Source organism: Brachybacterium paraconglomeratum (assembly GCF_039541415.1).
GTDB lineage: Bacteria > Actinomycetota > Actinomycetes > Actinomycetales > Dermabacteraceae > Brachybacterium > Brachybacterium paraconglomeratum_A.
The window spans coordinates 241,948-267,013 of the sequence record NZ_BAABGE010000002.1 but is presented as its reverse complement, the minus strand read 5'-3'; the positions used below and the strand labels follow the sequence as shown (position 1 = coordinate 267,013).

The following is a 25,066-nucleotide window of genomic DNA, read 5'->3' as shown; positions in this document are numbered from 1 at the left end:
AGAGCGTGCCGCCGGCACTCTGCGGCCGGCAGTGCTGCGAGGTGCGCTGGAGGCGTCTCAGCGGTTCGAGCGCCGCCGCACGTTCTCGATCAGGATCGGCATCAGGCCCTGCCGGGTGCGGTCGGCCTTGCGCAGCGCCTGCCCATAGGCCCGAGCATGCTTGCGCACCAGTCGGCTGGAGACGATCTGGCCGCCGGCGGCGGCGATCTCGTCGTAGTCGTCCTCGGCGCGGACCATCGCGCGCAGGTAGTCGTCGCTGGCCCCCAGCAGCCGGGCCTCGACCCACTCCCGCACCACCGGCGGGGTGCGGTGCACGGTGAACCAGCGCTCGACGGCCTGCTCGAGGTCATCGGCGTCGGCCTGCAGATTCCACAGCCGGCCGCGGTAGTCGCGCAGCGTCTCGGTGAGCTCGGTGGCGAGCTCCTCATGCCAGTCGTCGAGGTCGGACTGCTCGATGAGGGACAGGGCCGTGCGGTGCTTGCGGGGGAGCACCGCGATCTCGCTGAAACCCTGTGTGTATGTCGGCCGCTGGAGGACCAGCAGCAGCGGCTGCACGATCCGCAGCGAGACCCGGCGTGCGACCTTGCGGGAATGGCGCTGGTCGGCCCAGATGTCCAGCAGCCATAGCGCGAGGCCGATGATCAGGCCCGTGATGCAGCCGATCACCATGTCCGGCCAGAAGGTGGACCAGTCGCCCGGCCAGGTGGGACCCGTGGCGAGCAGGGGGGCCGGACCGGTCGTGAGGGCGGGAGCAGTCATCAGGGCAGGAGCGTACATCTCGACGGGTACGGCTCAGCGCCGGGGGAAGACGAAGCGACCGTAGGTGACATACCGGAAGGAGGTCGAGACGACCTGCCCGATGAGGGTCCCGGAGATGTTGTCCGCGAGCACCGAGTCCAGCCCCAGCACATAGCGCGAGAACCCCAGGCAGGACAGCTGCAGCGCGGTGGCGATGAGGTTGATCAGGATGAACATCATGATCGAGCGGGTGGTGTTCGGGCGGGGGCGGTCCCCGAAGGTCCACAGCCGATTGCCGAGGTAGGTCAGGCAGGACGCGATCGCGACGGCGATGAGCTTCGCCGTCAGCGGGCTGGCGTGCATCAGGCCCTCGCCCCAGCCATGGGACGGATGCCAGAACACCAGCAGGTTGTACATCGCGGCGTCGAGCAGGAACACCACCCCGCCCACCAGCAGGAACTTCAGTGTGGGACCCAGATGCTCTGCCACCAGCCGCGGAGTTCCGCTGCGCACCGCTTCTCGAGGCGCAGCGGTGCCCGGGGAAGTGGGAGACGGAGGGTTCTTCTCCGTCGTCGAGTCCGGGGTCAGCACGAGCGGCACTGTACCCGAGGCGATATCATCGGAGGTCGGCCGCTGCGACGGGCCGGAGCGACCTCACAGATGCTCCGGACCCTGGGAGCGCGTGGCCGGGCCGTTGCGACGGGCAGGCGGGACCCACCGGGTTCCGGGCCCTGGGAGCGCGCGGTCATCGCCGTGGCGTCGGCCCTGCCCGTGAAGTCGGGCAGGCCACGTGCGCACGGCACCGCCACGACACCCCCAAGGAAGGCCCCCATGACTCACGTCGCCCTCACCATCGCCGGCTCCGAGACCACCGGAGGCGCCGGCGCGCAGACCGACCTCAAGACGTTCCAGCAGCTGGGCACCTTCGGCACCGCCGCACTGACCTGCATCGTCTCCTTCGACCCGAAGAACAACTGGGCGCACCGCTTCGTGCCGGTCGACCCGCAGGTGATCGCGGACCAGATCGAGGCCACGACCGCCGTGCACGAGATCGACACGGTGAAGATCGGCATGCTCGGCACCCCGACCACGATCGACACGGTCGCCGCCTCGCTCTCCGAGCGCTCTTTCACGAACGTGGTGCTGGATCCGGTGCTGATCTGCAAGGGCCAGGAGCCCGGCGCGGCGCTCGACACCGACAACGCGCTCAAGGAGAAGATCCTGCCGCTGGCCACCTTCGTCACCCCCAACCACTTCGAGGCGCTGACCCTCTCCGGGATGGACAGCATCGAGTCCGTCGAGGACCTCACCGAAGCCGCTCACCGCATCCACGACATCTATGACGTGGTGGTCCTGGCCAAGGGCGGCGTCGTGCTCGAGGGTGACGACGCGGTGGACGTGTTCTACGACGGAGAGCAGACCGTCGAGCTGCGCAGCCCCAAGATCGGCGAGCACCGCGTCTCCGGAGCCGGCTGCACCCTCGCCGCCGCGGTCACCGCGGAGCTCGCCAAGGGCGCCACCCCGCTGGAGGCCGCCCGCACCGCGAAGGCCGTGGTCACCAGCTCGATCGAACATCGCCAGGAAGGCGCGACCCCGTTCGACGCCGTGTATCAGGGCGCGTACCGGGCCTGAGCTGCTGACCGGGGCTGCGCCCGGCCTCGCGCACAGGACTGCGCACCGCCTCGCGCACCGGGGCTGAGCATGGCCTTGCGCCCCGGAACTGCGCACCGCCATGTGCACTGCGCGTGTGGACGAGCGGTGCGCAAGGCCGTGTGGAGCGACACGTCGGGTGGCTCCCGGTCACGAATTTGTTCCGACATGCGAGCAGAAGGCCCGTGATGTGGACAGATGTCGCAGGGCACCGCATTCTCAGAGGATGAACGAGAGCAGCACGGCCCCGAAGACGTCCCGCAGCGGGACGCCCTCGCGATCGAAGACGGTCGGAGAGCCCCTGATCTCCGCGCGGGGCGTCGACAAGTTCTTCGGCGACTTCCAAGCGCTGAAGAACATCGACCTGGACATCCACCGCGGCGAGGTGGTCGCGCTGATCGGCGCCTCCGGCTCCGGCAAATCGACTCTGTGCCGCTGCCTGAACCGCCTGGAGACCATCACCGCCGGCGAGATCACCATCGACGGCGAGCTCCTGCCCGAAGAAGGCAAGGACCTCACCCGGCTGCGCGCCGACGTGGGCATGGTGTTCCAGAGCTTCAACCTCTTCCCCCACCTCAAGGCGATCGACAACGTGACCCTCGGCCCGCGGAAGGTGCGCGGGGCATCCAAGGCCGAGGCAGATGCGCAGGCGATGGAGCTGCTCGAGCGGGTGGGCCTCTCCGACAAGGCGAACTCCCTGCCCACCGCGCTCTCCGGCGGCCAGCAGCAGCGCGTCGCGATCGCCCGGGCGCTCGCCATGAAGCCCAAGGCGCTGCTCTTCGACGAGCCCACCTCCGCGCTGGACCCCGAGGTGATCAACGAGGTCCTCGACGTCATGACCGAGCTCGCTGAGCAGGGAATGACGATGCTCGTGGTCACCCACGAGATGGGCTTCGCCCGGCACGTGTGCGACCGCGTGGTCTACATGGACCAGGGCGAGATCGTGGAGCAGGGTGAGCCCGAGCAGTTCTTCACCGCCCCGCGCAGCAAGCGGGCGAAAGCGTTCCTGTCCAAGATCCTCGCCCACTGACACTCGCCCACTGACCCCGCGCCCACGGACACCCCGGCTCTGACCCTCAGCACGGACCACTCGGCGCTGAACGACCAGCAGAGCACCACCGACCACCGCGACAGCGGACCTCCGGCAATCGCCGGGCCTGACCCCGCCGTTCCCTCGGGAACGGCTCGAGAAATCGGAGAGACCCATGACGTCCACCACCTTCCGACCCGGCCGCCGCGCCGTCGTCGCAGCCGCCGCCGCGCTGCCGCTGATCGGCCTCGCCGCCTGCTCCTCCGACACGGGCGCCGGCCCCGACCTCGGCGGCAGCCGGGATGATGAAGGTGCCTCCGACGGCGGCGGCGAAGGCGGTGGCGCCACCGGCGTGATCGCCTCCGGTCCGGTCGCCGCGGACGACGCGATCGCTGCGAGCCCCTGGGCCACCGCCATCAAGGACAAGGACCAGCTGGTGCGCGGCGGGACCGTCGCCAACCAGGTGTTCTCCCTGGCCAGCGTCTCCGGCGGCCTGCCCACCGGATTCGATGCGGGCATCACCCAGCTGCTGGCCCGGTACATCCTCGGCGAGGGCGGGGAGGAGAAGGTCGAGTACATCGACACCACCGTCGAGACCCGCGAGACCCTCGTCCAGAACGGCACCGTGGACTGCGTGATCGCCACCTACTCGATCACCCCCGAGCGCCTCGAGGTCATCAACTTCGCCGGCCCGTACTACCTCTCCGGCACCGCCATCCAGGTGCGCACCGAGGACGCCGAGACCATCTCCGGCCCCGGGGACCTCACCGGGCTCAAGCTCGTCACCCAGGCGAACTCGACCGGCATCCAGGCCATCGAGGAGTTCGTGACGGATCCCGCGAACGTCGAGACCCTCCCGGACAACGAGTCCTGCGTCGCCGCGCTCAAGCAGGGCCGCGTGGACGCCTACGTCCTGGACCAGGGCGTGCTGCTGGGCAACTCCGCCGCGGATCCCGAGGTCACCGTGGTGGGCGAGCCCTTCGTCGATGACCCGTACGGCATCGGTCTGTCCAAGGACAGCGAGGATGCCGTCGACTTCGTCAACACCTTCCTGCAGGAGATCATCGACTCCGGCACCTGGAATGAGCTGTGGACCTCGACCGTCGGCGAGGTCATCGACGGCGAAGCACCCGAGCCGCCCGTCCCCGGCGACCTCCCCGCCTGATCCGCCGGAGGCCGCCTGAGCCTCTGACCGATGCCGACCGCTACCCACGCGGGAGGGGATCGCCCGCACCGGGCGATCCCCGCCGGCCCCCGACCGCACCGAGAGGCACCCCATGGACGAGCCAGACGGGATCATCCAGTACCTGCGCGACAGCGTCGCCCTGCTCACGGAGAACCTTCCGCTGCTGCTGCAGGGGATCGGCTACACCGTCGCACTCACGGTGCTCGGCTACGGCTTCGCCCTGATCCTCGGCACGGTGCTCGCGATCTTCCGGGTCAGCCCGATCCCGCCGCTGCGCTGGGGATCCGCGGTGTATGTCGAGATCTTCCGCAACATCCCCCTGCTGAGCCTGCTGATCCTGATCGCCTTCGGGCTCCCGGACGTGGGCCTGCTGCTGCCGTATTTCTGGTGCGGCGTGCTGGGGCTGACCCTCTCCTCGGCCGCGTTCGTGTGCGAGAACGTGCGCTCGGGCATCAACACCGTGCCGGTCGGGCATGCCGAGGCGGCGCGCTCGATCGGGCTGGGCTTCTTCGGCACGCTGCGCTTCGTCGTGCTGCCGCAGGCGTTCCGCTCCATGGTGCAGCCGCTGGTGAATGTCTTCATCGGCACCGTGATCGGCTCGGCCCTGTGCTCGGCGATCGCGGTCAGCGAGATCACCTGGGTCACCCAGACCCTGAACATCCAGTCCGGACGGGCCGTGGTCATGTTCATGGTCGCCGGCGCCGTCTACCTCGGGATGTCGCTGGGCGGTGCGGCACTCGGCGGCGTGATCGAGCGGGCCGTGGCACCATCCCAGGGTGCCTCGCGCTCGAAGTCCCGCACCGCACTGGACGTCACGGCAGGAGCGCAGGCATGAACCCCGGTCGACGAACTGCGAGGAACGAGCGGAAGGAGATGGGGAAATGAGCTCAGCGACATCGAGCACCGCCACCCAGGTCCTCTTCGACGCTCCCGGCCCGAAGGGCCGCCGTCGGATCCTGCTGCTGTCGATCCTCAGCATCCTCGTGATCGTCGCGCTGCTGGCCGGGGCGCTGTGGCAGTTCCACGCCAATGGCCAGCTGGATCCGAACAAATGGATCGTCTACCTGCGGGCGGACTACCTCGCCTTCCTCGGTCAGGGCCTCTGGGGCACCCTCAAGGTCACGGCGATCGCGGCCGTGGTCGCCTTCCCCTTCGGACTGGTGCTGGCCCTCGCGCGGCTCTCGCGCTTCTCGCTGCTCAAAGCTGCCGCGGTGACCTGGATCGAATTCTTCCGCGGCATCCCGATGCTGCTGGTGGTCTACGCCTTCCTGCTGGCCCTGCCCGCCTTCGGCGTCACCTTCCCGCGGTTCTGGATGCTGGTGATCCCGATGATCCTGGTCTCCAGCGCCGCCACCGCCGAAGTGTTCCGCGCCGGCATCAAGGCCGTGGACATCGGCCAGCACGAGGCCGCGGCCGCGATCGGGCTCAGCCGGCGCGACGTCATGTTCTCCGTGGTCCTCCCGCAGGCGGTGCGCCTGGTGCTGCCCAGCCTGATCCTGGCGCTGGTGACCCTGCTCAAGGACTCCACGCTCGGCTACGTGGTCAGCTACAACGAGCTGCAGTTCCAGGGCAAGACGCTGGTCTCCATCACCCGCTACCTGGTGCAGACCTACCTGGTCGTCTCGCTGATCTACATCGTCATCAACTTCCTGCTCACCCGCATCGCGCTCATGCTCGATGCGCGGATGAAGGCCCGCGCCGCGGCGAGCTGACCCCCCGCCTCATCGTCGCTCCCGCGAGTCTGTCTCCACTCTGAACTGTTCGGAAAGCTGGTCTGCGCATGTGCCGTCTGCTCGGTGTCGTCTCCCGTGACCCCATCTCCCTGGACAGCGCCGTCGCGGAGGAGATCGAACCGTTCACCGCGCAGTCCGAGGTGCACAGCGACGGCTGGGGCGTGGCCTGGTTCGAAGCGGCCGACGGGCCCTCCTCGCCCGACGGCACCGGGATCACCGGTGCGGCGGGTGGGGCCGACGGGAGCGGTGCGGCCGGCGCCATCGGTGACACAGCAGCTGGCGCAGCGGGCGGCGCCGGACCGGTCCCGCTCAGCAATCCCCGTCGGCCGCAGATCCGCCGCCGCCTGGACGTGGCGCGAGAATCCGCCGCCTACCGCGAAGCCGTGAGTTCGGCGATGGGCCCGCTGATGCTGATCCATCTGCGCAAGGCGAGCCCGGGCTCGGCGCTGCGGATCGACAACACCCACCCCTTCCGCGAAGGGGAGACCGTGTTCGCGCACAACGGCCAGTTCGACCTGCCGGAAGGATTCCGTGAGGCGGTACTCGCCCGCGGCGGGCGCACGCCGGAGGGCACCACCGACTCCGAGCTCTACTTCTCGCTGATCGAGCTGCACGCCCGGGACACCGACGCCGCAACTGCCGTGCAGCGCGCGGCCGCGGAGATCACCGCGCTGAGCCTGGAGTACGGAACCCGGGTGCCGGAGGCGCTGAACTGCCTGTACATGACCCCGGAGCTGCTGATCGCCTACCAGCAGTCTGATCCCGCGCAGGCCCGGCCCCACCACACCGCGGACAACTACTCCCTGCGCTACCGGATCGACGCCGACCGCGTCATCGTCGCCTCCACCGGGATCCCGCAGACCGGATACCTCGAGGTGGGAGAGGGGCAGGTGCTGGTGGTCCACCGCAACGACCTCAGCGTCTCGGTGCGCCCACGGCTCGTCGAGCTCGTCGCCTGAGCGCTGGGGACCACGGCCCGACGGCAGCCCGCCCGACAACGCCCGACATCAGCCTTGCCCGGCGGCATCCCTCCCCGAGCGCTCGCACTCCCCGAGCGCGAGCAGGCACGCGCGGTGACCAGTCCGCCGACCAGCCGGTCCGCTTCCCGTCGTGTCGTCCACCGGTCGTGCGCTCTCGGTAAGGTGGCCTTCCCGGCAGTGACAGCTCGTCGGCCCGACCCCCTCTGGGAGGCCCCGTGATCGGATTCGAGAACGTCCGGAAGGATTATCCGGGCGGCACGCTCGCCGTGCAGGACTTCAGCCTCGAGATCGCCTCCCACGAATCCGTGGTGCTGGTCGGCTCCTCCGGCTCCGGGAAGACCACGCTGATGCGGATGATCAACCGCATGGTCGACCCCACCTCCGGGCGCGTCCACATCGACGGCGACGACGTGGCGAGCCTGGACCCGGTCCAGCTGCGTCGCAGCATCGGCTACGTCATGCAGGCCTCAGGCCTCCTCCCGCACCGCACGGTGCTCGACAACATCACCACCGTGCCCGTGCTGCGCGGCACCACCAAGCGCGAGGCCCGCGAACGTGCCCACGAGCTGATGGAGATCGTCGGCCTGGACGCTGCACTTGCGGCGCGCTACCCCTCCCAGCTCTCCGGCGGCCAGCAGCAGCGCGTCGGGGTGGCGCGCGGCCTCGCCGCCGATCCGAACATCCTGCTGATGGACGAGCCGTTCGGCGCCGTGGACCCGATCGTGCGCTCCGAGCTCCAGCGCGAGCTGCAGCACCTCCAGCGAGATCTGCGCAAGACGATCGTCTTCGTCACCCACGACATCGACGAGGCTTTCCTGCTCGGCGACCGCGTGGTCATCCTGAAGCCCGGCGGGATCATCGCCCAGGTCGGCACCCCGCAGGAGATCCTCGCCGAACCTGCCGACGAATTCGTCGCGAGCTTCGTCGGCGCGGACCGCGGCGCCCGCACCCTGCACATCGAACGCGTCGACGGCCGCGACGTGGTGGTCGACGCCGACGGGCGGCCCGCCGGGGTGCTCGCGGCGCACGCCGACGGCTCGGCGGGGGAGCGGCACTCGTGAGCTGGGTGCTCGAGAACCTCGACGTGATCGGCGGCTACACCGGCGCGCACCTGCTGCAGGCCCTGCCGCCGATCCTCGTGGCGTTCCTGCTCTCGCTGCCGCTCGCGAAGCTCGCCAACGCCCGCGGCTGGCTGCGCACCTCGGTGACCACCACCTCCTCCCTGATGTACGCGATCCCCTCGCTGCCGTTGTTCGTGCTGCTGCCGGGGCTGATCGGCACGGGCGTGCGCAGCCCCCTGAACATCTCGGTCGCGCTGTCGCTGTACGGGCTCGCGCTGATGGTCCCCACCGCCTCCGATGCCTTCCGCTCCGTGAGCCGGGACGTGCTCGGCTCCGCCACCGCCCAGGGCTATGCGCCCGCCGCCCGGTTCCTCCGCGTCGAGCTGCCGCTGGCCGGCCCGGTGCTGCTGGCCGGGGTGCGCGTGGTCGCGGTCAGCACCATCTCGCTGGTCACCGTCGGCGGGGTGCTCGGAGTGCCGAGCCTGGGCATGCTGTTCGTCGACGGCGTGCGGCGCGGGATCGTCGCGGAGATCGCCGCCGGGATCGTCGTCACTGCCGCGCTCGCGCTGCTCACCGACGCGCTGCTGGTGCTGCTGGGCCGAGCGGTGATGCCCTGGACCCGGCATCGGGAGGTGACCGGAGCATGACCGGAAACCCCTTCATCGGCTCACTGGCCTGGCTCACGGACCCGACGCACTGGACCGGCCCGGGCGGCATCCCGATGCGCACGCTCGAGCACCTCGGCTACACCGCCCTCGGGGTCCTCGTCGCGGCGCTGCTCGCCGTGCCCCTCGGCCTGTACGTCGGCCACACCGGCCGCTTCAAGGGCCTCGCCGTGGCCGCCGCCGGCGCTGCCCGCGCCCTGCCCACCCTGGGCCTGGTGACCCTGTTCGCCCTGCTGGTGGGGATCGGGCTCACCGCCCCGCTGCTGTCCTTCGTGATCCTCGCGATCCCGTCCCTGCTGGCCGGGGCCTATTCCGCCGTCGAGTCCGCCGATCCCGGCACCGTCGACGCCGCCCGCGCGCAGGGGATGACCGAGTGGCAGATCCTCACCCGGGTCGAGATCCCGCTGGGCATGCCGCTGCTGGTGGGCGGGGTGCGAGGCGCGACCGTCCAGGTCGTCGCCACCGCGATGCTCGCCGCCTACGTCGGCAACGGCGGGCTGGGCCGCTACATCTTCCAGGGGCTCGGCTCCCAGAACTATCCGCAGATGATCGCCGGCTCCCTGCTGGTGATCGCCCTCGCCCTGGTGCTGGATCTGGTCCTGCTGCTGGCCCAGCGATTCACCACTCCGCGCGGGGTGAGGGCCGCATGACCCCCGTCGGCCCGCACTGATCCCCGGCCTGCCCTTCCACTCGACCCGCCCCATCAGCTCGGCCTGTCCCACCCATGAGGAGAACACCATGACCATCCACTCCACCCGCCGCCACCTGCTCGGGGCGGTCGGCATCGGCGGCATCGCACTCGGCGCTGCGGCCTGCGGCAGCTCCGACCCCTTCGCGGAGGAGGACGGCGCCGGGGGCGACGGCGGCGCTGCCGGCTCCGACGCGGGGGGAGAGGGCGGCGGGGACGCCGGCACCCTCGCCATCGGCTCCCAGGCCTACTACTCCAACGAGATCATCGCCGAGCTGTTCGCACAGGTCCTCGAGGGCGAAGGATTCACCGTGGATCGCCAGTTCCAGATCGGACAGCGCGAGGTGTACATGCCCGAGCTCGAGGCGGGCTCACTGGATCTGCTGCCCGAGTACCTCGGCAACCTGCTTCAGCACTATGACCCCGAGGCCGCTTCCGCGAGCCCCGAGGAGATCCACGGTGCGCTCTCGGAGGCGCTTCCGGAGGGGCTGCGCGTGCTCTCCTTCGCCGAGGCCTCCGACCAGGACTCGTACACCACCACCTCCGACTTCGCCTCCACGCACTCCCTGGTCGCCATCGGTGACCTGGCCGGCGTCGAGGAGGACCTCAAGGTCGCCGCGAACAGCGAGTTCGAGGTGCGGCCCTACGGCCCGGAAGGGGTCAAGCAGGTCTACGGCGTGGACCTCACCGTGGTGCCCGTCGAGGACTCCGGCGGCCCGCTGACCGTGCAGGCGCTGATCGACGGCGACGTGCAGCTGGCGGATATCTACACCGCCGACCCCGCCATCGCCGAGAACGACCTGGTGGTGCTCGAGGATCCCGAGTCGCTGATCCTCCCGCAGAACGTGGTGCCGGTCGTCTCCGAGAAGATCGACGAGACCGCCGCCGCAGCGATCGACGGCGTTCTCGCCCAGCTCAGCGCCGACGATCTGGTGGAGCTGAACCGACAGAGCGTGGTGGATCAGGCGTCCTCCGCGGATATCGCCACCGCTTGGCTGACGGAGAAGGGACTGCTCTGATGCGCATTGTGGTGACCGGTGCCACCGGGAAGATCGGCGGCCAGGTGGCGCGCTTGCTGGCCACCGACCCCGAGGTCGAGCTGAGGATGGTGGGGCGCAGCCTGCACCGCGCCCCGCAGCTCGAGGGCGTGGAAGCGGTGCGGGCCGAGTTCTCCGACTCTGCCGCCTGCCGCGACGCGTTCGCCGATGCGGATGCGCTGCTGCTTGTCTCCGCCGGGGAGGCGGCGGACCGGCTCGAGCAGCACCGCATCGCCATCGACGCCGCGGTCGCGGCCGGGGTGAAGCATGTGGTCTACACGTCCTTCCTCGGCGCCGGGCCCGACGCCGAGTTCACCCTCGCCCGCGACCACGGAGAGACCGAGGAGATGGTGCGAGAGTCCGGACTGGCCTGGACGTTCCTCCGAGACAGCTTCTATGCCGACGTGCTGCTCGACTTCGCCGGCGAGGAGCGGATCATCCGGGGGCCGGGAAGCACCGGATGCTGCGCCTACGTAGCCCGCGCGGACGTCGCCGAGGTGGCCGCGAAGATCCTGCGCGACCCCGCCCCCTGGGCCGGCCGGGCGCTGGACCTCACCGGCCCGGTGTCGGTCTCCCTCGCCGAGGCCGTGCTGCTCATGACCCGCGCCACCGGGCTGGAATACGAATACGTCGACGAGACGCTCGACGAGGCTCGCGCTTCCCGTGCCCCCTACGGCGCCCCGGGCTGGCAGATCGACGCCTGGATCAGCACCTACACCGCGATCGCCTCCGGAGCGCTCGACGTGGTCGGAGACGGGGTGCGGGAGGTGCTGGGCCGGGAGCCGACGGCGCTCGTCGAGGCTGTCGCGGATCCGCTGTGAGGTGTGGGCAGGCCCGAGATGGCCACCAGGAATGCCGACAGTTCAACCGCACGGTCGGCCCATAGATGACATCTCGCGGCGGAGACGGCAGGGTGGGCAGATGAACAGCAACCAGACCCACCTGACCGTCACCCGTACCGTCGACGTGCCCGCGAAGGACCTGTTCGACCTGCTCACGCTGCCCGCGAGGCACCCTGAGTTCGACGGCTCCGGCACCGTGCGCAGCGCGGACAACACCGAGCGCATCCACAAGTCCGGCGAGAAGTTCGTGATGAACATGCACCGCGAGGCGATGGGCGGCGACTACCGCACCCACAACTTCGTCACCGCCTACGACGAGAACAAGATGATCGGCTGGCAGCCCGCCCCGGAAGGGGAGGACGGCAGCGCGCCGACCGAGCCGCTGGGCTGGGAGTGGCTCTACGAGCTGAAGGCCCAAGGAGCGGACTCCACCGAGGTGTCCTTGACCTACGACTGGTCGAAGGTCACCGACCAGAAGCTGCTCGAGAAGGTCGGCTTCCCGGCGATCCCCCAGGAGGATCTCGAGCAGTCGCTGAACCTGCTCGCCGCGGCGGTCACCAAGAGCTGAGCACGCGGCGCTGAACGCCGCGCGCGGAGCGGATCGCTCCCGGGATTCTGACGGCGCCGCCCTTCATCGGGCGGCGCCGTCGTGGTGCGCGGAGGGCGATGCTTCAGGCGTCGGAGGTATCGGTGGCGTCGGAGTCCCGGCGGACGTCGTAGACCGCCATCCGCACCCCGTTGGAGAAGTCCGCGGAACGCACCAGCGCGAGGCGCTGCGCCGGAGCGTCGGCCGCGAAGAGCCGCTTGCCGCTGCCCAGCAGGACCGGAAAGGTCAGCAGGTGGTAGCGATCCACCAGATCTGCGGCGACGAGCGACTGCACCAGGCGGGCTGAGCCCTGCACCAGGAGCGGCCCGCCGTCGGTTTCCTTGAGCGCCCGCACCTCGTCCAGATCGCGCAGCAGGTGGCAGTTCTCCCACTCCGTGCCGGTGACCTGCTCTGCCGAGAGTGTCGTGGAGACGACATGCTTGGGCATGCGGTTATAGAGGGGGAACTGGTCATCCATGCTCGGCCAGACCGGCGCGAACTCCTCGAAGGAGACGCGGCCCAGCAGCAGCGCGCCCGCCTCCTCCTGCTCGCTGCCCTTGATCTCATAGGCCTCGGGCACGAAGTCGATGCCCTGGAAGGTCCACCCCGCCTGCGGGTGAGCGCCGCCGCCGGGCGCTTCCATCACCCCGTCCAGGGTCAGGAATTCGGTGACGATCAGTGATCTGGCCATGAGAGCTCCTCGAGGTGGGCCTGGGCGGCAAGGGGTCGCCGGGATGCCGGAAGTCTGTCAGGCTTCGACTCATGCGGCGATGAGGCCGCAGTCCGACCCCGAGGAGCACAGTCATGGCTGACGATTCCGCTTCCCCCGCCGGTGGCCCGGTCCCCGATGAGATCGTGCGCAGCGTGCTGATCCACGCCAGCGCCGAGACCGTGTTCGCGGTCATCCGCGAGCCCGGCTGGTTCATCAACGATGGTGAGTACCGGGATCACACCATCACCCGCCATGGTCCGCTCACCGAGGTGATCGACCCGGTCCACGGCAGGTTCCAGCTCTCGATCGAAGCTCATGATCCACCGAACCGGATCTTCTTCCGCTGGCTCGGCGGCGGCCTCGGGGAGATCTCCGATGCGCCGAACAACACCGTCGAGTTCGTCATCGATCCCGCCGGGACGGCGACCCGCAACCTGGTGCGGCTCACGGTGCGCGAGCGCGGCTTCGCGAAGCTCGGACTCGATGAGGCCGTGCGCCGCCGCAACTACGAGGAGAACCTCCACGGCTGGGAGCAGCAGCTCGACGTGGCCCGCGCGCTCGCCGAGGGCCAGCGGCGCACGAGCTTCGAGAAGTGAGCGAGAGGCGGACGGGAGTGGCCGGGGCCCGGCTGGCGTGACCAGGGGCGGGGCTGGCGCGCTCACGAGCGCTCGCCGGGCCCGGCCACGCCGCAGGTGAGCGGGCTATCCTCGAGGGATGGGCAGGGTCACCGACAGGACTAAGATCCGCACCGTCAGGGTGCGTGAGGGCAAGCTGTATGCCGGCCGGAAGGGCGACTACGTCGCTGTCGAGGAGCCGCTGGACATTCGCCTGAACGGCCAGCAGCTCTCGCTCACGATGCGCACCCCGGGGCATGACGTCGAGCTGATCCATGGCTTCCTCCACGGCGAGGGGATCATCGCCCACCGCGAGGACATCACCGAGGCCCGCTACTGCGACGGCGCCGTGGTCGACGGCGACAGCGGCTTCGCCCAGAACACCTACAACGTCATGGATTTCACGACCACCCGGCCGCAGCTGCTCCCGCTGGCCACGAAGAACTTCACCACCAGCTCGGCCTGCGGGGTGTGCGGCTCCGAGAGCATCGACGCGGTGCGGCAGAAGAGCCGCTACGCGCTGGTGAAGGACTGGCAGGTGGACCCCCGTGCGATCCTCGCCGCCGCCCGCGCCCTGAACGGCGAGCAGGCGGTCTTCGCCCGCACCGGCGGCGTGCACGCCGCCGCGCTCGTGGACCTCGAGGGGAACCTCCTGGTGGTGCGTGAGGACGTGGGCCGGCACAACGCGGTCGACAAGGTGATCGGCTGGGCGCTGCTCCAGGACCGGCTGCCGCTGAGGGACTGCTTCCTGCTGGTCTCCTCCCGCGCCAGCTTCGAGATCGCCCAGAAGGCCTGCATGGCCGGGATCCCACTGCTGGCCTGCGTCTCCGCCGCGAGCTCCCTCGCCGTCGAGACCTCCGAAGAGTTCGGGCAGACGCTCGTGGGCTTCACCCGCGCGGCCGAGGACGGTGACGGACGGATGAACGTCTACACCCATCCCGAGCGGGTGGATCTGGCGGACGCGGAGGGCTGAGCGAGCGCCGCAGCGCATTGCCCGTGGGCGGTCGCGGATTGTGCAGTTCTGAGCCAGAACCGGAGTGCAATCGGCTCGGGATCGGCCGATCCGGTACGTTCCGCGCGGTGACTACGTCGCGTGCGCTGATTCTGGGAGGCGGTTGCGCGGTGCGGAGTGCGGAGTGCGGAGTGCGGAGTGCGGAGTGTGCTGCGGGCGGCCCCGGACGGTGCGCACATTCCCGGGCGGTGCGCACATCCCCGGGCGGTGCGCACGTCTCCGGACGGGCCGCCGACCGATCCTCCCCAGCGACGAGTTGTCCACAGGCAGCCCGGCCGGGGTACGGACTGCCCAGGGCGGATCTAGCGTTTGGAGAATGTCGAGCGACTTCACCAGGTACGCAGGGGCGCTGGATCATCGATCGGCGTGGCTGAGCCGCGGAGTGCACACCCGGGAACTCGCCTCGGACCTCTTCACCGCGGTGTTCCCCGGCTACCTGACCCTCACCAGCGCTCCCGCGTCGCTCAACGTCATGGCGTGGGTGCTGCAGAACAGGGTCCGCCCCGGCAGCGTCCTCAGCCATACGACCGCCGCACTGCTGTGGGGCATCCCGCTGCCTGCAGGGCTCGAGAGCGGCATCGGGCTCCTGCACCGCCCCGGCCTCTCGATGCGGAACGGGGTCGCGGTCCTCCCCTCGGTGCGACCCGGCAGTGTGCTGGGTGTCGACGCGGCGCTGCCTGTGCTGCACTGTCGAGTTCCGTCGGCCGGGAGCGGGCGGATCGGGCGGGGTGCCATCATGCATCGGACCCGACCCGGAGCCACTTCCCGGCTCGGCACGCTTGTGGTGTCATCACCGGCGGATACACTCCGCGAGCTCGCGACTCTGCTCCCGCGGTGGGACGTGGTCGCGGCGATCGAGTCGGTGATCGGGCCAGATGCCAAAATTCCCGGTGCGACGGTGGAGACCTTGGGGGCAGCTTTCGAGGCCGCTTCCGGCACGGCAGGCACGGCGCGTGCGCGCACGGCGCTCGGACTGGCACGCACGGGGGTGAAGTCGCCGGGCGAGTCGGTGATGAGGCTGGTCCTCGAGTCGGCGGGGTTCCCTGCTCCGGTCCCGAACCTCCCCGTGCGGGACCCGGTGACCGGGCAGGCGAGATACATCGACCTGGCCTGGGAATCGGTGGGAATCGGACTGGAGTACGACGGCGACGACCATCGGACGACGAAGGAGCAGTGGCGGGATGACGAGAACCGGCGGGATGAGCTCTCGGCCCTCGGCTGGACGCTCGCGCGGGCCAACGGCGACGACCTCTGGAATCCGGGTCGGATCCTGCGCCGCCTCCGTCGGAGCCTGGGGGAGCGGGGCCTGCCGGTGCCGAGCGAGGAGCGCATCGGCCGCACGCTGTCGACGCTCGCTGTGAAGCGACGTTCTTTGCGCATCGCACCGCGGCCAAGGTGAATCGCACCGCGGCCAAGGTGATCTGTGAGCGGCCTCGGGCCGCCTCGGGCACGACGATCGGTCGATTCTGAGCCAGTTCGGGGCTCGATCTGGCTCAGAATCGCCCGATCCCGGTGGGCGGTGGGTGGTGGGCGGTGGGTGCGGTGCGGGGTGCGGGGTGCGGATGTGGTGTGGTGCGGTGCGGTGCGGTGCGGGGCGCGGGTGCCGCGGCTGCGCCGGGTTCCGCGGCACCCTCAGCGCAGGGCCAGCAGATGGGCCGCGGTGATCTCGTCGACGACCAGGTCGGTCGCGACGCCGGCCCGCAGCGCCGCACGCAGGGGGAGCGCCTTGCGGGAGCCCGAGGCCATGAGCAGGCGGCGGGGGATCCGGGCGAGCTGATCAGGTGGCGTGCCGGAGCCGCGAGCGTTCATCGCGATGTCGCGGAAGCTGCCGTCGGCGCGTAGGAAGACCGTGCACACGTCCCCGACAGCCCCGTCGGCACGCAGGGAGTTCAGGTCGTCCGCGGTGAGGTAGTTATGGGTGTAGACGTGGCTGGGCACCTCGGCATCGAACGCCCCCACGCTGAACACGGCGACCGTCGCCTGCCGCTGCACGTCCAGGACTCTCTGCACGGAGCGCTCGTGCCACATCGCCTCGCGGGTCGCGGAGTAGTCGAAGAAGGCAGGCACCGGGAACTGATGCACGGTCGCATCCCAGCGGGTCGCCGCGCGAGCGAGCACGGTGGAGATGTAGGTCAGCCCCGAACCCTCGACATTGATCGCCCCGTTGAGCTGCACGATCTGCAGCCCCGGCACGGGTCTGGTCGGGACTTTGCCGAGCAGGGCTGCCATGGTGGTTCCCCAGGCGATCCCGAGGGTCGTGCCCGGCTCGAGCATCTCGTCGAGCAGGACCGCGCCGGTCTCGACGACCGTGTGCAGGCGCTCGCGCTCATCCTCGCCGGCCCCTATCGGCACCACGTGCGCTTGGATCCCGTACTGCCGGGAGATGCGCCGACCGAGCTCCTCGACCCGGTGCGCCTCCGGCGGCCGCAGCGAGATCTGCACCAGCCCGGCCTCCCGGGCATCGCGCAGCATCCGCGAGACCGTCGAGCGCGAGACGGACAGGGCGCTCGCGATGGCCTCCATGGTCTGGCCCTCGTCGTAGTACATCCGTGCAGCCGCGAAGGCGGTTTCCAAACGGTCATCGGCGGTCATCCTCCCAGTCTTGCACGTTCGTGCACCGGGCTTGCGTGATGATGCACGGAGGTTCCACGATAGGGGCGGGCGCCGCAGCCAACGGCGGTGCCCACTGCGGTGGTCCTGGCCCCAGAGGGTCAGCTGGCGCGGCGCAGACGTCACGGCAAAGGAGCATCCACGTGTCCGATCAGCATCGGTCTGAACTCACCCCCGGAAACCGGGCGGAACATCTCTCGAGCCTTCGCGCCGCGACCCCTCAGAACCCGCTGGACGTGCTCGTCATCGGCGGCGGGGTCAACGGCGCCGGTGCGGCCTTCGACGCCGCCACCCGCGGCCTCTCCGTAGGCCTGGTGGAGTCCCATGACTGGGCCAGCGGTACCTCCTCCCGCTCCTCCAAGCTCATGCACGGCGGCCTCCGCTACCTGCAGATGCTCGACTTCAAGCTGGTCGCCGAAGCGCTGCGCGAGCGGGACCTGCTGATCGAGCACACCGCACCCCACCTCGTGAAGCCGATCAAGTTCGTCTTCCCCTTCTTCAAGAAGGTCGTGGACCGCGCCTTCATCGGCTCCGGTGTGATGCTCTACGACGCGATGCAGTCCATCGGCCACAAGCGCGCCGTCCCCTTCCACCGCCATCTCCTGCACGACAAGATGCTCGAGGTCTTCCCGGGCCTGGACGGCGAGAAGGCCGTCGGCGCGCTGGAGTACTACGACGCGCAGATGGACGATGCCCGCTTCGTGATGATGCTGGTGCGCTCCGCCGCGCAGCATGACGCCGCGGTCGCGAACTACACCACCGTCGTGGACTACCTCCACGAGGGAACTCGCGTCATCGGCGCCCGGATGCGCGACGAGGAGACCGGTGAGGAGTTCGACGTCCACTCCCGCGAGACGATCCTCGCCGGCGGCGTCTGGACCCAGGAGCAGCAGGAGCTCGCCGGGGCCGATGCCGGCCTCGAGGTGCTCGCCTCCAAGGGGATCCACATCGTCGTGAGCCGCGACCGGATCTCCGCGGTGCCGGACACGGGCATCATCACCCAGACCGAGAAGTCGGTGCTGTTCATCATCCCGTGGGACGAGTACTGGGTCATCGGCACCACCGACACCCCCTGGACCCAGGACCCGCGTGATGTCGGCGCGACCAGCGACGACATCGAGTACGTGCTCGAGCACGCCAATGCCGTGCTGGCCGACGACCTCACCCGCGAGGACGTCATCGGGGTCTACTCCGGCCTGCGCCCCCTGCTGCAGCCGGTGAAGAAGAAGTCCGGCTCCGGCTCGACGAAGGTCTCCCGTGAACACACCGTGATGGAGGTCGAGCCGGGCCTGACCGCGATCGCCGGCGGCAAGTTCACCACCTACCGGGTGATGGCCGAGGACGTCGTCGACTTCGCGATCAAGGACTCCCAGCCGGGCCGCCCGAGCCTCACCCGCTCCGTGCCGGTGATCGGCGCGCAGGGCTACGCGACTCTCGTGCGCGACAAGCAGGAGATCGGCCGACGCCACGGCTTCGACGAGATCCGGGTAGACAGGCTGCTGTTCCGCTACGGCGCCCTGCTCACCGACCTCCTCGCCCTGATCGACGAGGACCCCTCGCTGGGCACGCCCCTCGAGCACGCTCCGCGCTACCTGCGGGCCGAGGCCCTCTACGCCGTGCGCGCCGAAGGGGCGCGCCACCTGGCGGACATCCTCCAGCGGCGCACCCGCCTGGACTACGAGACCCGCGACCGCGGCGTCGATGCGGCCGACGAGATCGCCGCACTCGTCGGCCCCGAGCTGGGCTGGGACGACGCCGCCCGCACTCGCGAGGTCGAGACCTACCGGACCTTCATCGCCGCCCGTCTGGACGGCGAACGCACCACCAGCGATGAGCAGGCAGCAGCCCGCCTCGCCGACGCCTCGGAGGTGCCGACCCGACGATGACCGAACCGGTGCCCGGAGACGAGATCCGGGCACTGTGGGGCGCGCACCGCGTGCGTCCCTGCAGAGCTCCCCGGAGTGCTGCGACCGGCTGATCCGGGCCTGGCCCGATCTGTCCCCGCTCTACGACGAGCGGAGGGTGATCTCCTCCGTCCACGTGCTGCGCCCTTGGCGCAGCCACGCTCCTGGGCAGGATCTCGATCAGCTGGAGCCCGATCCGCACCGTGGCGGATCGCTAAGGAGAACCACCCATGGAAACACTCGGAACAATCCTCCTGTCGGAGATCGCGGGCACCGCGATGCTGACGCTGCTGGGCGGTGGCGTCGTCGCCAACGCCATCCTCGGCAAGACCAAGGGCAACGGCGGCGGCTGGCTGATGATCAACTTCGGCTGGGGCCTCGCGGTCTTCGCCGGTGTCTGGGTCGCCTTCAAGACCGGTGCCCATCTGAACCCGGCCGTCACCATCGGCCTCGCCTCGAGCGGAGCTGCGGAGTACGCCCCGGGCATCCCGGTGACGTTCGGAAACACGCTCACCTACTTCGTCGCCGAGCTGATCGGTGCCTTCCTCGGCGCGATCCTGGCCTGGATGACCTACAAGAACCACTACGACCAGGAGACGGACGCCGGCACGATCCTCGGCACCTTCTCCACCGGCCCGGAGATCCGCTCCAAGGGCTGGAACGTGGTCACGGAGATCATCGCGACCTTCGTGCTGGTGTTCGTGATCATCATGTTCGGCAACACGCCGCACGATCTCGGCCCCCTCGCGGTCGCCCTGCTGGTCCTCGCGATCGGCGCCTCCCTCGGCGGGCCGACGGGCTACGCCATCAACCCCGCCCGAGACCTCGGGCCGCGCCTGGCGCACGCGATCCTGCCGATCAAGCACAAGGGCGGCTCGGACTGGGGATACTCGTGGGTGCCGATCGTCGGCCCCATGATCGGTGGTGTCCTCGCGGGCGTCGCCTCGATCCTCTACTTCTGACCTGCACTTCTGATCGGACCATCTGATCGGACCATCTGATCGAACCAGCGGCCCCGCGATCCGCGGGCGGCTGCGACTTCACGACACTCATCCACGACGAAGGAGTTCCGATGAACGACGAGACCATGTACATCATGTCGATCGACCAGGGCACCACCTCGACCCGCGCGATCATCTTCGACCACGCCGGCCAGGTTGTCTCGAGCGGCCAGCAGGAGCACGAGCAGATCTTCCCGAAGTCCGGGTGGGTCGAGCATGACCCCAAGGAGATCTGGCAGAACACCCGCACGGTGGTCGGCAAGGCGCTCGTCGGCGCCGACATCAACCGCCACCAGCTCGCGGCCGTCGGCATCACCAACCAGCGCGAGACCGCGGTGGTGTGGGACAAGAGCACCGGTGAGCCGGTCTACAACGCGATCGTCTGGCAGGACACCCGCACCCAGAAGATCTGCGACGCGCTCGCAGGCGACGAGGGTGCCGACAAGTACAAGGAGCGGGTGGGCCTGCCGCTGGCGACCTACTTCTCCGGCCCCAAGGTGAAGTGGATCCTCGACAACGTCGACGGCGCCCGCGAGAAGGCGGAGGCCGGTGACCTGCTGTTCGGCAACACCGACTCCTGGCTGCTGTGGAACCTCACCGGCGGCACCAATGGCGGCGTGCACGTCACCGACGTCACCAACGCCTCGCGCACGATGCTCATGAACATCGACACCCTCGACTGGAACGAGGACATCGCCAAGGACATGGGCATCCCGCTGTCGATGCTCCCGGAGATCCGCTCCTCCTCCGAGGTGTACGGCAAGGGCCGCAAGAACGACCTGCTCATCGACACCCCGATCGCCGGCATCCTCGGCGATCAGCAGGCCGCGACCTTCGGCCAGGCCTGCTTCGAGGTGGGCATGGCCAAGAACACCTACGGCACCGGCAACTTCATGCTGATCAACACCGGCGAGGACCTGGTGCGCTCCGAGAACGGGCTGCTCACCACCGTCGCCTACAAGATCGGTGACAACAAGCCGATCTACGCCCTCGAGGGCTCGATCGCGGTCACCGGCTCGCTCGTGCAGTGGGTGCGCGACAACCTGGGCCTGATCAAGGACGCCCCCGAGATCGAGGACCTCGCCAAGAAGGTCGACGACAACGGCGGCCTGTTCATCGTCCCGGCCTTCTCGGGACTGTTCGCCCCGCACTGGCGCTCCGACGCCCGCGGCGCGATGGTCGGCATGACCCGCTTCCACAACAAGCACCACATCGCCCGGGCCACTCTGGAGGCCACGGCCTTCCAGTCCCGTGAGGTGCTGGATGCGATGATGGCCGACGCCGAGAGCGAGGGCGTCGAGCTCTCCGAGCTCAAGGTCGACGGCGGCATGGTCATGAACGAGACCCTCATGCAGTTCCAGGCCGACATCCTCGGCGTGCCCGTGGTGCGTCCGAAGGTCATCGAGACCACGGCGCTCGGTGCCGCCTACGCGGCCGGCATCGCGGTGGGCTTCTGGGACGGCGAGCAGGACGTCATCGACAACTGGGCCGAGGACAAGCGCTGGGAGCCCGCGATGGACGACGAGACCCGCGACCGCTACATGCGTCTGTGGAAAAAGGCCGTCGAGCGCACCCTGGACTGGGTCGACGACGACACCGAGGCTCTGTACAGCTGATCGACGAACTGCTAGCGCGGAGCGGTCGGTGAGGAACGAGCCGGCGGCGAAGCGCTCGCGGGAGGAGAGCAGCGAGTCGGACCGAGATTGATCGACGAACTGCTAGCGCGGAGCGGTCGGTGAGGAACGAGCCGGCGGCGCAGCGCTCGCGGGAGGAGAGCAGCGAGTCGGACCGAGATTGATCGACGAACTGCGAGTGATGTGCGCGTGAGAGCCGGAGGTGGTGCTCACGCGCACATCGCTGTGTGGCAAGCGGGCAGCTCGGGCGCCGAGATGAGGCGCTGAGGATCGCGAGGGATGTCACCGTCCGGGCACAAGATCGCCCGGGGCGGTGTGATCGTGGACGCCTGGGCGTAAGGTCGATGCCACCCTGGTCCCCGGCCGCCTTCGGGCGGCCCGTCGGTGACCATCTCGGCCGCCGTCGTCCGACCAGGGCTGTCGCGTGTCCGTTCCGCGGGGTCCTCTTTCGAGATCCGGCGTCACCCGCGCGATGCCGTGGCTACATCCCTTCGAACCCAGCTCCCGTTTCCCCACCCCTTCGACCCCACCTCCCTCTTTCCCCGCTTCCCCACCCCTGAGATCGGAGTCCTCCCATGGATCTCGCCTTCAAGATCATCGCTCTGACGGTGTATTTCGCCGCCATGATCGGCATCGGCCTGTACGCCTTCAAGAAGACCTCGGACGGCGAGGACTACATGCTCGGCGGGCGGCAGCTGCACCCGTTCACCGCTGCGCTCTCCGCCGGCGCCTCCGATATGTCCGGCTGGCTGCTGATGGGCCTGCCCGGCGCTCTGTACATGAACGGTCTGGTCGAGGCGTGGATGGCTATCGGACTCACGGTTGGTGCCGGCCTGAACTGGTACTTCGTCGCGCCACGGCTGCGCCAGTACACGCAGATCGCCGGCAACGCGATCACCGTGCCGAGCTTCTTCGGCAATCGCCTGCATGACCGCACGAACATCCTGCGCGTCGCCGCCGGCGTGATCATCCTGCTGTTCTTCACCTTCTACGTCTCCTCCGGCATGGTCGCCGGCGGCGTGTTCTTCGAGTCGACCTTCGGCGGCTCCTACCTCATGGGCATGCTCCTGGTCGCGGGCGTCACCATCCTGTACACCCTGTTCGGCGGGTTCCTCGGCGCCAGCTACACCGACGTGGTCCAGGGCATCATCATGATGATCTCCCTGATCGCAGTCCCCATCACCGCGATGATCGTCGTCGGCGGACCGGTGGCGATGTTCGAGTCCGTGCGCGAGGTCAACGCCACCTTCGGCTCCCTGACCGCCGGCGGCACCGCCATCGGCATCATCTCGTCGGCAGCCTGGGGGCTGGGCTACTTCGGCCAGCCGCATATCATCGTCCGCTTCATGGCGCTGCGCTCCTCGCGCGATGCCAAGTACGGCCTCGTCGTCGGCATGAGCTGGATGATCATCTGCGTGGTCGGCGCCGTGTTCACCGCGCTCGCGGGCCTGGCTTACTTCCAGCAGAACGCCGATGCGGTCCTCACCGACTCCAAGAACGGCGAGTCGGTGTTCCTGGACCTCTCGCAGCTCCTGTTCCACCCGCTGATCGCCGGCTTCCTGCTGGCCGCAGTGCTGGCCGCGATCATGTCCACCATCTCCTCGCAGCTGATCGTCTCCAGCTCCGCGCTGATCGAGGACCTCATGGGCGGGGTCGGCATCAAGCTCAGCGCCAAGGGCGCCCTGTGGGGCGGCCGCATCGGCGTGCTCGCCGTGTCGGTGATCGCGCTGATCCTGGCGATGAACCCGGACAGCTCGGTGCTGGGCCTGGTCGGCTTCGCCTGGGCCGGCTTCGGCGCCGCTTTCGGACCGATCGTGCTGCTGTCGTTGTTCTGGCGCCGGCTCACCATGGCCGGGGCTGCCGTCGGCATGGTCGCCGGTGCCGCAGTCGTCTTCATCTGGGGCCAGTTCACCCCGGACGTCGCCTGGGGCCTGTTCGGCGATCAGCACCTCTACGAGATCGTGCCAGGCTTCCTGGTCTGCCTCGTGCTCGCCATCGTGGTCAGCCTGATCACCCCGCAGCCGCCCGCGAAGGCGATGGAGGAGTTCGACGACATGCTCGAGTCTCTCGCCTCGGGCGAGGCCCGCGATCGCAACGCGGAGGCAGCGGCCTCCGGCAACTGAGCCTTCCCGGCGAGCAGCACGCCGGCCCACCGGCCCACTGGGCCGCGCGGGCGTGCTGACCCGCTGCATCGGGCGATTCCGAGCCAGAATTACGGTAGATCTGGCTCGGAATCGCCCGATTCCATGTGTCTGGGGTGCTCGCGCGGCCGGGTCAGCCGCCGAAGAGCAGCTCCGACTCCGGTCCGCTCACCCCGGGCCGCACCGCGAACAGCGAACCGGCCGCCGGGTCTTCCCCGTCGGGCAGGTTCTCGCGGCTGGTGGTGATGAACAGGGTCGAGCGGTCTGCGCCGCCGAAGGTGCAGGCGGTGACCTGGCGCGCATCCACTGAGATCTTCTCGGCCACCGCGCCGCGCTCGTCGAGCCCGAGCACCTGGTGACCTGCATGCATCGCCACCCAGACCCGACCCTCGGCGTCGAGGCAGAGCCCGTCGGGATGGCCATCCTCGCCGCTCAGATCGGCGAAGGGCCGCCGCTCCACGAGTCCGTCCGCGTCGGACCAGTCGAAGATGTCCACCCGGCCGGTCGGGGTGTCGACGTAGTAGGCGCGCGTGCCGTCGGCCGAGAAGGCGAGGCCGTTGGAGATCGTCAGGTCACCGAACTCGCGAGTGGTGGTGCCGTCCGGCCGCAGTCGCCACATCGACGCCGCACCCTGGGGCGCGCCGTACCCCATCGTCCCGCACAGGAACGAGCCGTCCGGGGCGATGGCCCCCTCGTTCATCCGCACCGGCTCGTCCCACAGCTGCGGCAACGGCTCGATCGTGCCGTCGGCATCCTCGAGCCCGAAGCCCTTCTCGAGCGCGAGCACGGCACCGCCGCTCGAGGCCGGACGCACGCAGGCGACCACCGGGCTCGGGGCCGGGAAGCGCGTCACCGCGCCGCCGGGACCATCCTCCAGCAGGGGCGCGCCAGCGGTGCGGACCGCGCCGTCCGAGCCCAGGTGCATGATGTCCCCGGCGAGCATGTCCACCCAGCGCAGGCCGCCCCAGGTGTCGGACCAGTATGGCCCCTCGGCGTGGTGGCAGATCGAATCGGTGATGCGTTCGGCGTGCATGGGAGCCTCCGGTTCCGCGCGGTGATGCAGAGCGCCGACGAGCGCCTCGTCGGTCCGGCCCACCGTACGCGGGGATCACCGCGCAGGGCATCGGTGCTCACAGAGTTCCGCCCGTGGCGGCGGACCCATACAAAGCGGACCCATCCAAATGCGCCCGGGCGCTCCCCGTCATGTTCATAATGGGGTCCACCACCGGCACCGAGGCCGGT

At 69.5% G+C, this 25,066-nt stretch carries 24 protein-coding genes; 19 read left to right on the top strand and 5 right to left on the bottom strand.

Translation table 11 applies throughout. From position 1 onward, the window contains the following. Nucleotides 1-57: 57 nt before the first annotated feature. Nucleotides 58-759: a hypothetical protein gene (locus ABD893_RS01160; RefSeq protein WP_345075664.1), complete on the bottom strand. Its 702-nt coding sequence runs from the start codon at nt 757-759 to the stop codon at nt 58-60. A 33-nt stretch (nt 760-792) separates the two neighbouring features. Beyond that, nucleotides 793-1,329: a GtrA family protein gene (locus tag ABD893_RS01155; RefSeq protein WP_345075662.1), complete on the bottom strand. Its 537-nt coding sequence runs from the start codon at nt 1,327-1,329 to the stop codon at nt 793-795. Nucleotides 1,330-1,569: 240 nt separating this feature from the next. Here ABD893_RS01155 and ABD893_RS01150 point away from each other — a divergent pair, with 240 nt between their 5' ends. The 12 genes from ABD893_RS01150 (at nt 1,570) to ABD893_RS01095 (ending at nt 12,178) form a co-directional block, all read left to right on the top strand. Then, nucleotides 1,570-2,370, top strand: a complete 801-nt coding sequence (locus tag ABD893_RS01150; RefSeq protein ID WP_345075661.1) for a hydroxymethylpyrimidine/phosphomethylpyrimidine kinase — start codon at nt 1,570-1,572, stop codon at nt 2,368-2,370. A gap of 244 nt (nt 2,371-2,614) precedes the next feature. Continuing rightward, nucleotides 2,615-3,418 (top strand): amino acid ABC transporter ATP-binding protein, encoded by an 804-nt coding sequence (locus tag ABD893_RS01145; protein ID WP_345075660.1) that lies wholly within the window; start codon nt 2,615-2,617, stop codon nt 3,416-3,418. Between the two features lie 175 nt (nt 3,419-3,593). After that, nucleotides 3,594-4,583: a glutamate ABC transporter substrate-binding protein gene (locus ABD893_RS01140; RefSeq protein WP_345075659.1), complete on the top strand. Its 990-nt coding sequence runs from the start codon at nt 3,594-3,596 to the stop codon at nt 4,581-4,583. Between the two features lie 112 nt (nt 4,584-4,695). Beyond that, nucleotides 4,696-5,439: an amino acid ABC transporter permease gene (locus ABD893_RS01135; protein ID WP_345075658.1), complete on the top strand. Its 744-nt coding sequence runs from the start codon at nt 4,696-4,698 to the stop codon at nt 5,437-5,439. Nucleotides 5,440-5,485: 46 nt separating this feature from the next. Continuing rightward, the gene (locus ABD893_RS01130) at nt 5,486-6,316 is read left to right on the top strand and encodes an amino acid ABC transporter permease (protein WP_345075657.1); all 831 of its coding nucleotides are present in this window, start codon (nt 5,486-5,488) and stop codon (nt 6,314-6,316) included. Nucleotides 6,317-6,384: 68 nt separating this feature from the next. Beyond that, nucleotides 6,385-7,296 (top strand): class II glutamine amidotransferase, encoded by a 912-nt coding sequence (locus ABD893_RS01125; protein WP_345075656.1) that lies wholly within the window; start codon nt 6,385-6,387, stop codon nt 7,294-7,296. 236 nt (nt 7,297-7,532) lie between these two features. Then, a complete protein-coding gene (locus ABD893_RS01120) occupies nt 7,533-8,378 on the top strand; it encodes an ABC transporter ATP-binding protein (RefSeq protein ID WP_345075655.1) in 846 nt (281 codons plus the stop codon). Continuing rightward, nucleotides 8,375-9,025 (top strand): ABC transporter permease, encoded by a 651-nt coding sequence (locus ABD893_RS01115; protein ID WP_345075654.1) that lies wholly within the window; start codon nt 8,375-8,377, stop codon nt 9,023-9,025. The genes ABD893_RS01120 and ABD893_RS01115 overlap by 4 nt, the downstream gene beginning before the upstream one ends. Further along, nucleotides 9,022-9,693, top strand: coding sequence for an ABC transporter permease (locus ABD893_RS01110; protein ID WP_345075653.1), 672 nt, complete (start codon nt 9,022-9,024; stop codon nt 9,691-9,693). Before ABD893_RS01115 ends, ABD893_RS01110 begins: the two co-directional genes overlap by 4 nt. Nucleotides 9,694-9,781: 88 nt before the next feature. Continuing rightward, nucleotides 9,782-10,750, top strand: coding sequence for an ABC transporter substrate-binding protein (locus ABD893_RS01105; RefSeq protein WP_345075652.1), 969 nt, complete (start codon nt 9,782-9,784; stop codon nt 10,748-10,750). After that, nucleotides 10,750-11,589, top strand: coding sequence for an SDR family oxidoreductase (locus tag ABD893_RS01100; protein WP_345075651.1), 840 nt, complete (start codon nt 10,750-10,752; stop codon nt 11,587-11,589). Before ABD893_RS01105 ends, ABD893_RS01100 begins: the two co-directional genes overlap by 1 nt. Before the next feature lie 100 nt (nt 11,590-11,689). Continuing rightward, nucleotides 11,690-12,178 carry an SRPBCC family protein gene (locus tag ABD893_RS01095; protein WP_345075650.1) on the top strand — a complete coding sequence of 163 codons (489 nt, stop codon included), beginning with the start codon at nt 11,690-11,692 and terminating at the stop codon, nt 12,176-12,178. Between the two features lie 103 nt (nt 12,179-12,281). Here ABD893_RS01095 and ABD893_RS01090 read toward each other — a convergent pair whose 3' ends face one another. Beyond that, complete coding sequence (locus ABD893_RS01090) at nt 12,282-12,887, bottom strand: dihydrofolate reductase family protein (protein WP_345075649.1); 606 nt, start codon at nt 12,885-12,887, stop codon at nt 12,282-12,284. A gap of 113 nt (nt 12,888-13,000) precedes the next feature. Between ABD893_RS01090 and ABD893_RS01085 the strand changes: the two genes are divergently transcribed. The 3 genes from ABD893_RS01085 (at nt 13,001) to ABD893_RS01075 (ending at nt 15,933) form a co-directional block, all read left to right on the top strand. Then, nucleotides 13,001-13,504 (top strand): SRPBCC family protein, encoded by a 504-nt coding sequence (locus ABD893_RS01085; RefSeq protein WP_345075648.1) that lies wholly within the window; start codon nt 13,001-13,003, stop codon nt 13,502-13,504. A 118-nt stretch (nt 13,505-13,622) separates the two neighbouring features. Next, the gene (gene fdhD / locus ABD893_RS01080) at nt 13,623-14,495 is read left to right on the top strand and encodes a formate dehydrogenase accessory sulfurtransferase FdhD (RefSeq protein WP_345075647.1); all 873 of its coding nucleotides are present in this window, start codon (nt 13,623-13,625) and stop codon (nt 14,493-14,495) included. A 355-nt stretch (nt 14,496-14,850) separates the two neighbouring features. After that, entirely contained in the window at nt 14,851-15,933 is a 1,083-nt protein-coding gene (locus ABD893_RS01075; protein ID WP_345075646.1) for a hypothetical protein, read from the top strand. A 233-nt stretch (nt 15,934-16,166) separates the two neighbouring features. Here the strand turns inward: ABD893_RS01075 and ABD893_RS01070 are convergent, their stop codons facing one another. Then, entirely contained in the window at nt 16,167-17,126 is a 960-nt protein-coding gene (locus ABD893_RS01070; protein WP_345075645.1) for a sugar-binding transcriptional regulator, read from the bottom strand. Nucleotides 17,127-17,287: 161 nt separating this feature from the next. Between ABD893_RS01070 and ABD893_RS01065 the strand changes: the two genes are divergently transcribed. The 4 genes from ABD893_RS01065 (at nt 17,288) to putP (ending at nt 23,806) form a co-directional block, all read left to right on the top strand. After that, nucleotides 17,288-19,030, top strand: coding sequence for a glycerol-3-phosphate dehydrogenase/oxidase (locus tag ABD893_RS01065; RefSeq protein WP_345075644.1), 1,743 nt, complete (start codon nt 17,288-17,290; stop codon nt 19,028-19,030). A 248-nt stretch (nt 19,031-19,278) separates the two neighbouring features. After that, nucleotides 19,279-20,010 (top strand): MIP/aquaporin family protein, encoded by a 732-nt coding sequence (locus ABD893_RS01060; protein WP_345075643.1) that lies wholly within the window; start codon nt 19,279-19,281, stop codon nt 20,008-20,010. 110 nt (nt 20,011-20,120) lie between these two features. Then, nucleotides 20,121-21,665 (top strand): glycerol kinase GlpK, encoded by a 1,545-nt coding sequence (gene glpK, locus ABD893_RS01055; RefSeq protein WP_345075642.1) that lies wholly within the window; start codon nt 20,121-20,123, stop codon nt 21,663-21,665. A 593-nt stretch (nt 21,666-22,258) separates the two neighbouring features. Continuing rightward, on the top strand, nt 22,259-23,806 hold the full coding sequence (gene putP, locus ABD893_RS01050) for a sodium/proline symporter PutP (RefSeq protein ID WP_345075640.1): 1,548 nt from the start codon (nt 22,259-22,261) through the stop codon (nt 23,804-23,806). Between the two features lie 151 nt (nt 23,807-23,957). Here putP and ABD893_RS01045 read toward each other — a convergent pair whose 3' ends face one another. Continuing rightward, nucleotides 23,958-24,857 (bottom strand): SMP-30/gluconolactonase/LRE family protein, encoded by a 900-nt coding sequence (locus ABD893_RS01045; protein WP_345075639.1) that lies wholly within the window; start codon nt 24,855-24,857, stop codon nt 23,958-23,960. Nucleotides 24,858-25,066: the final 209 nt, after the last annotated feature.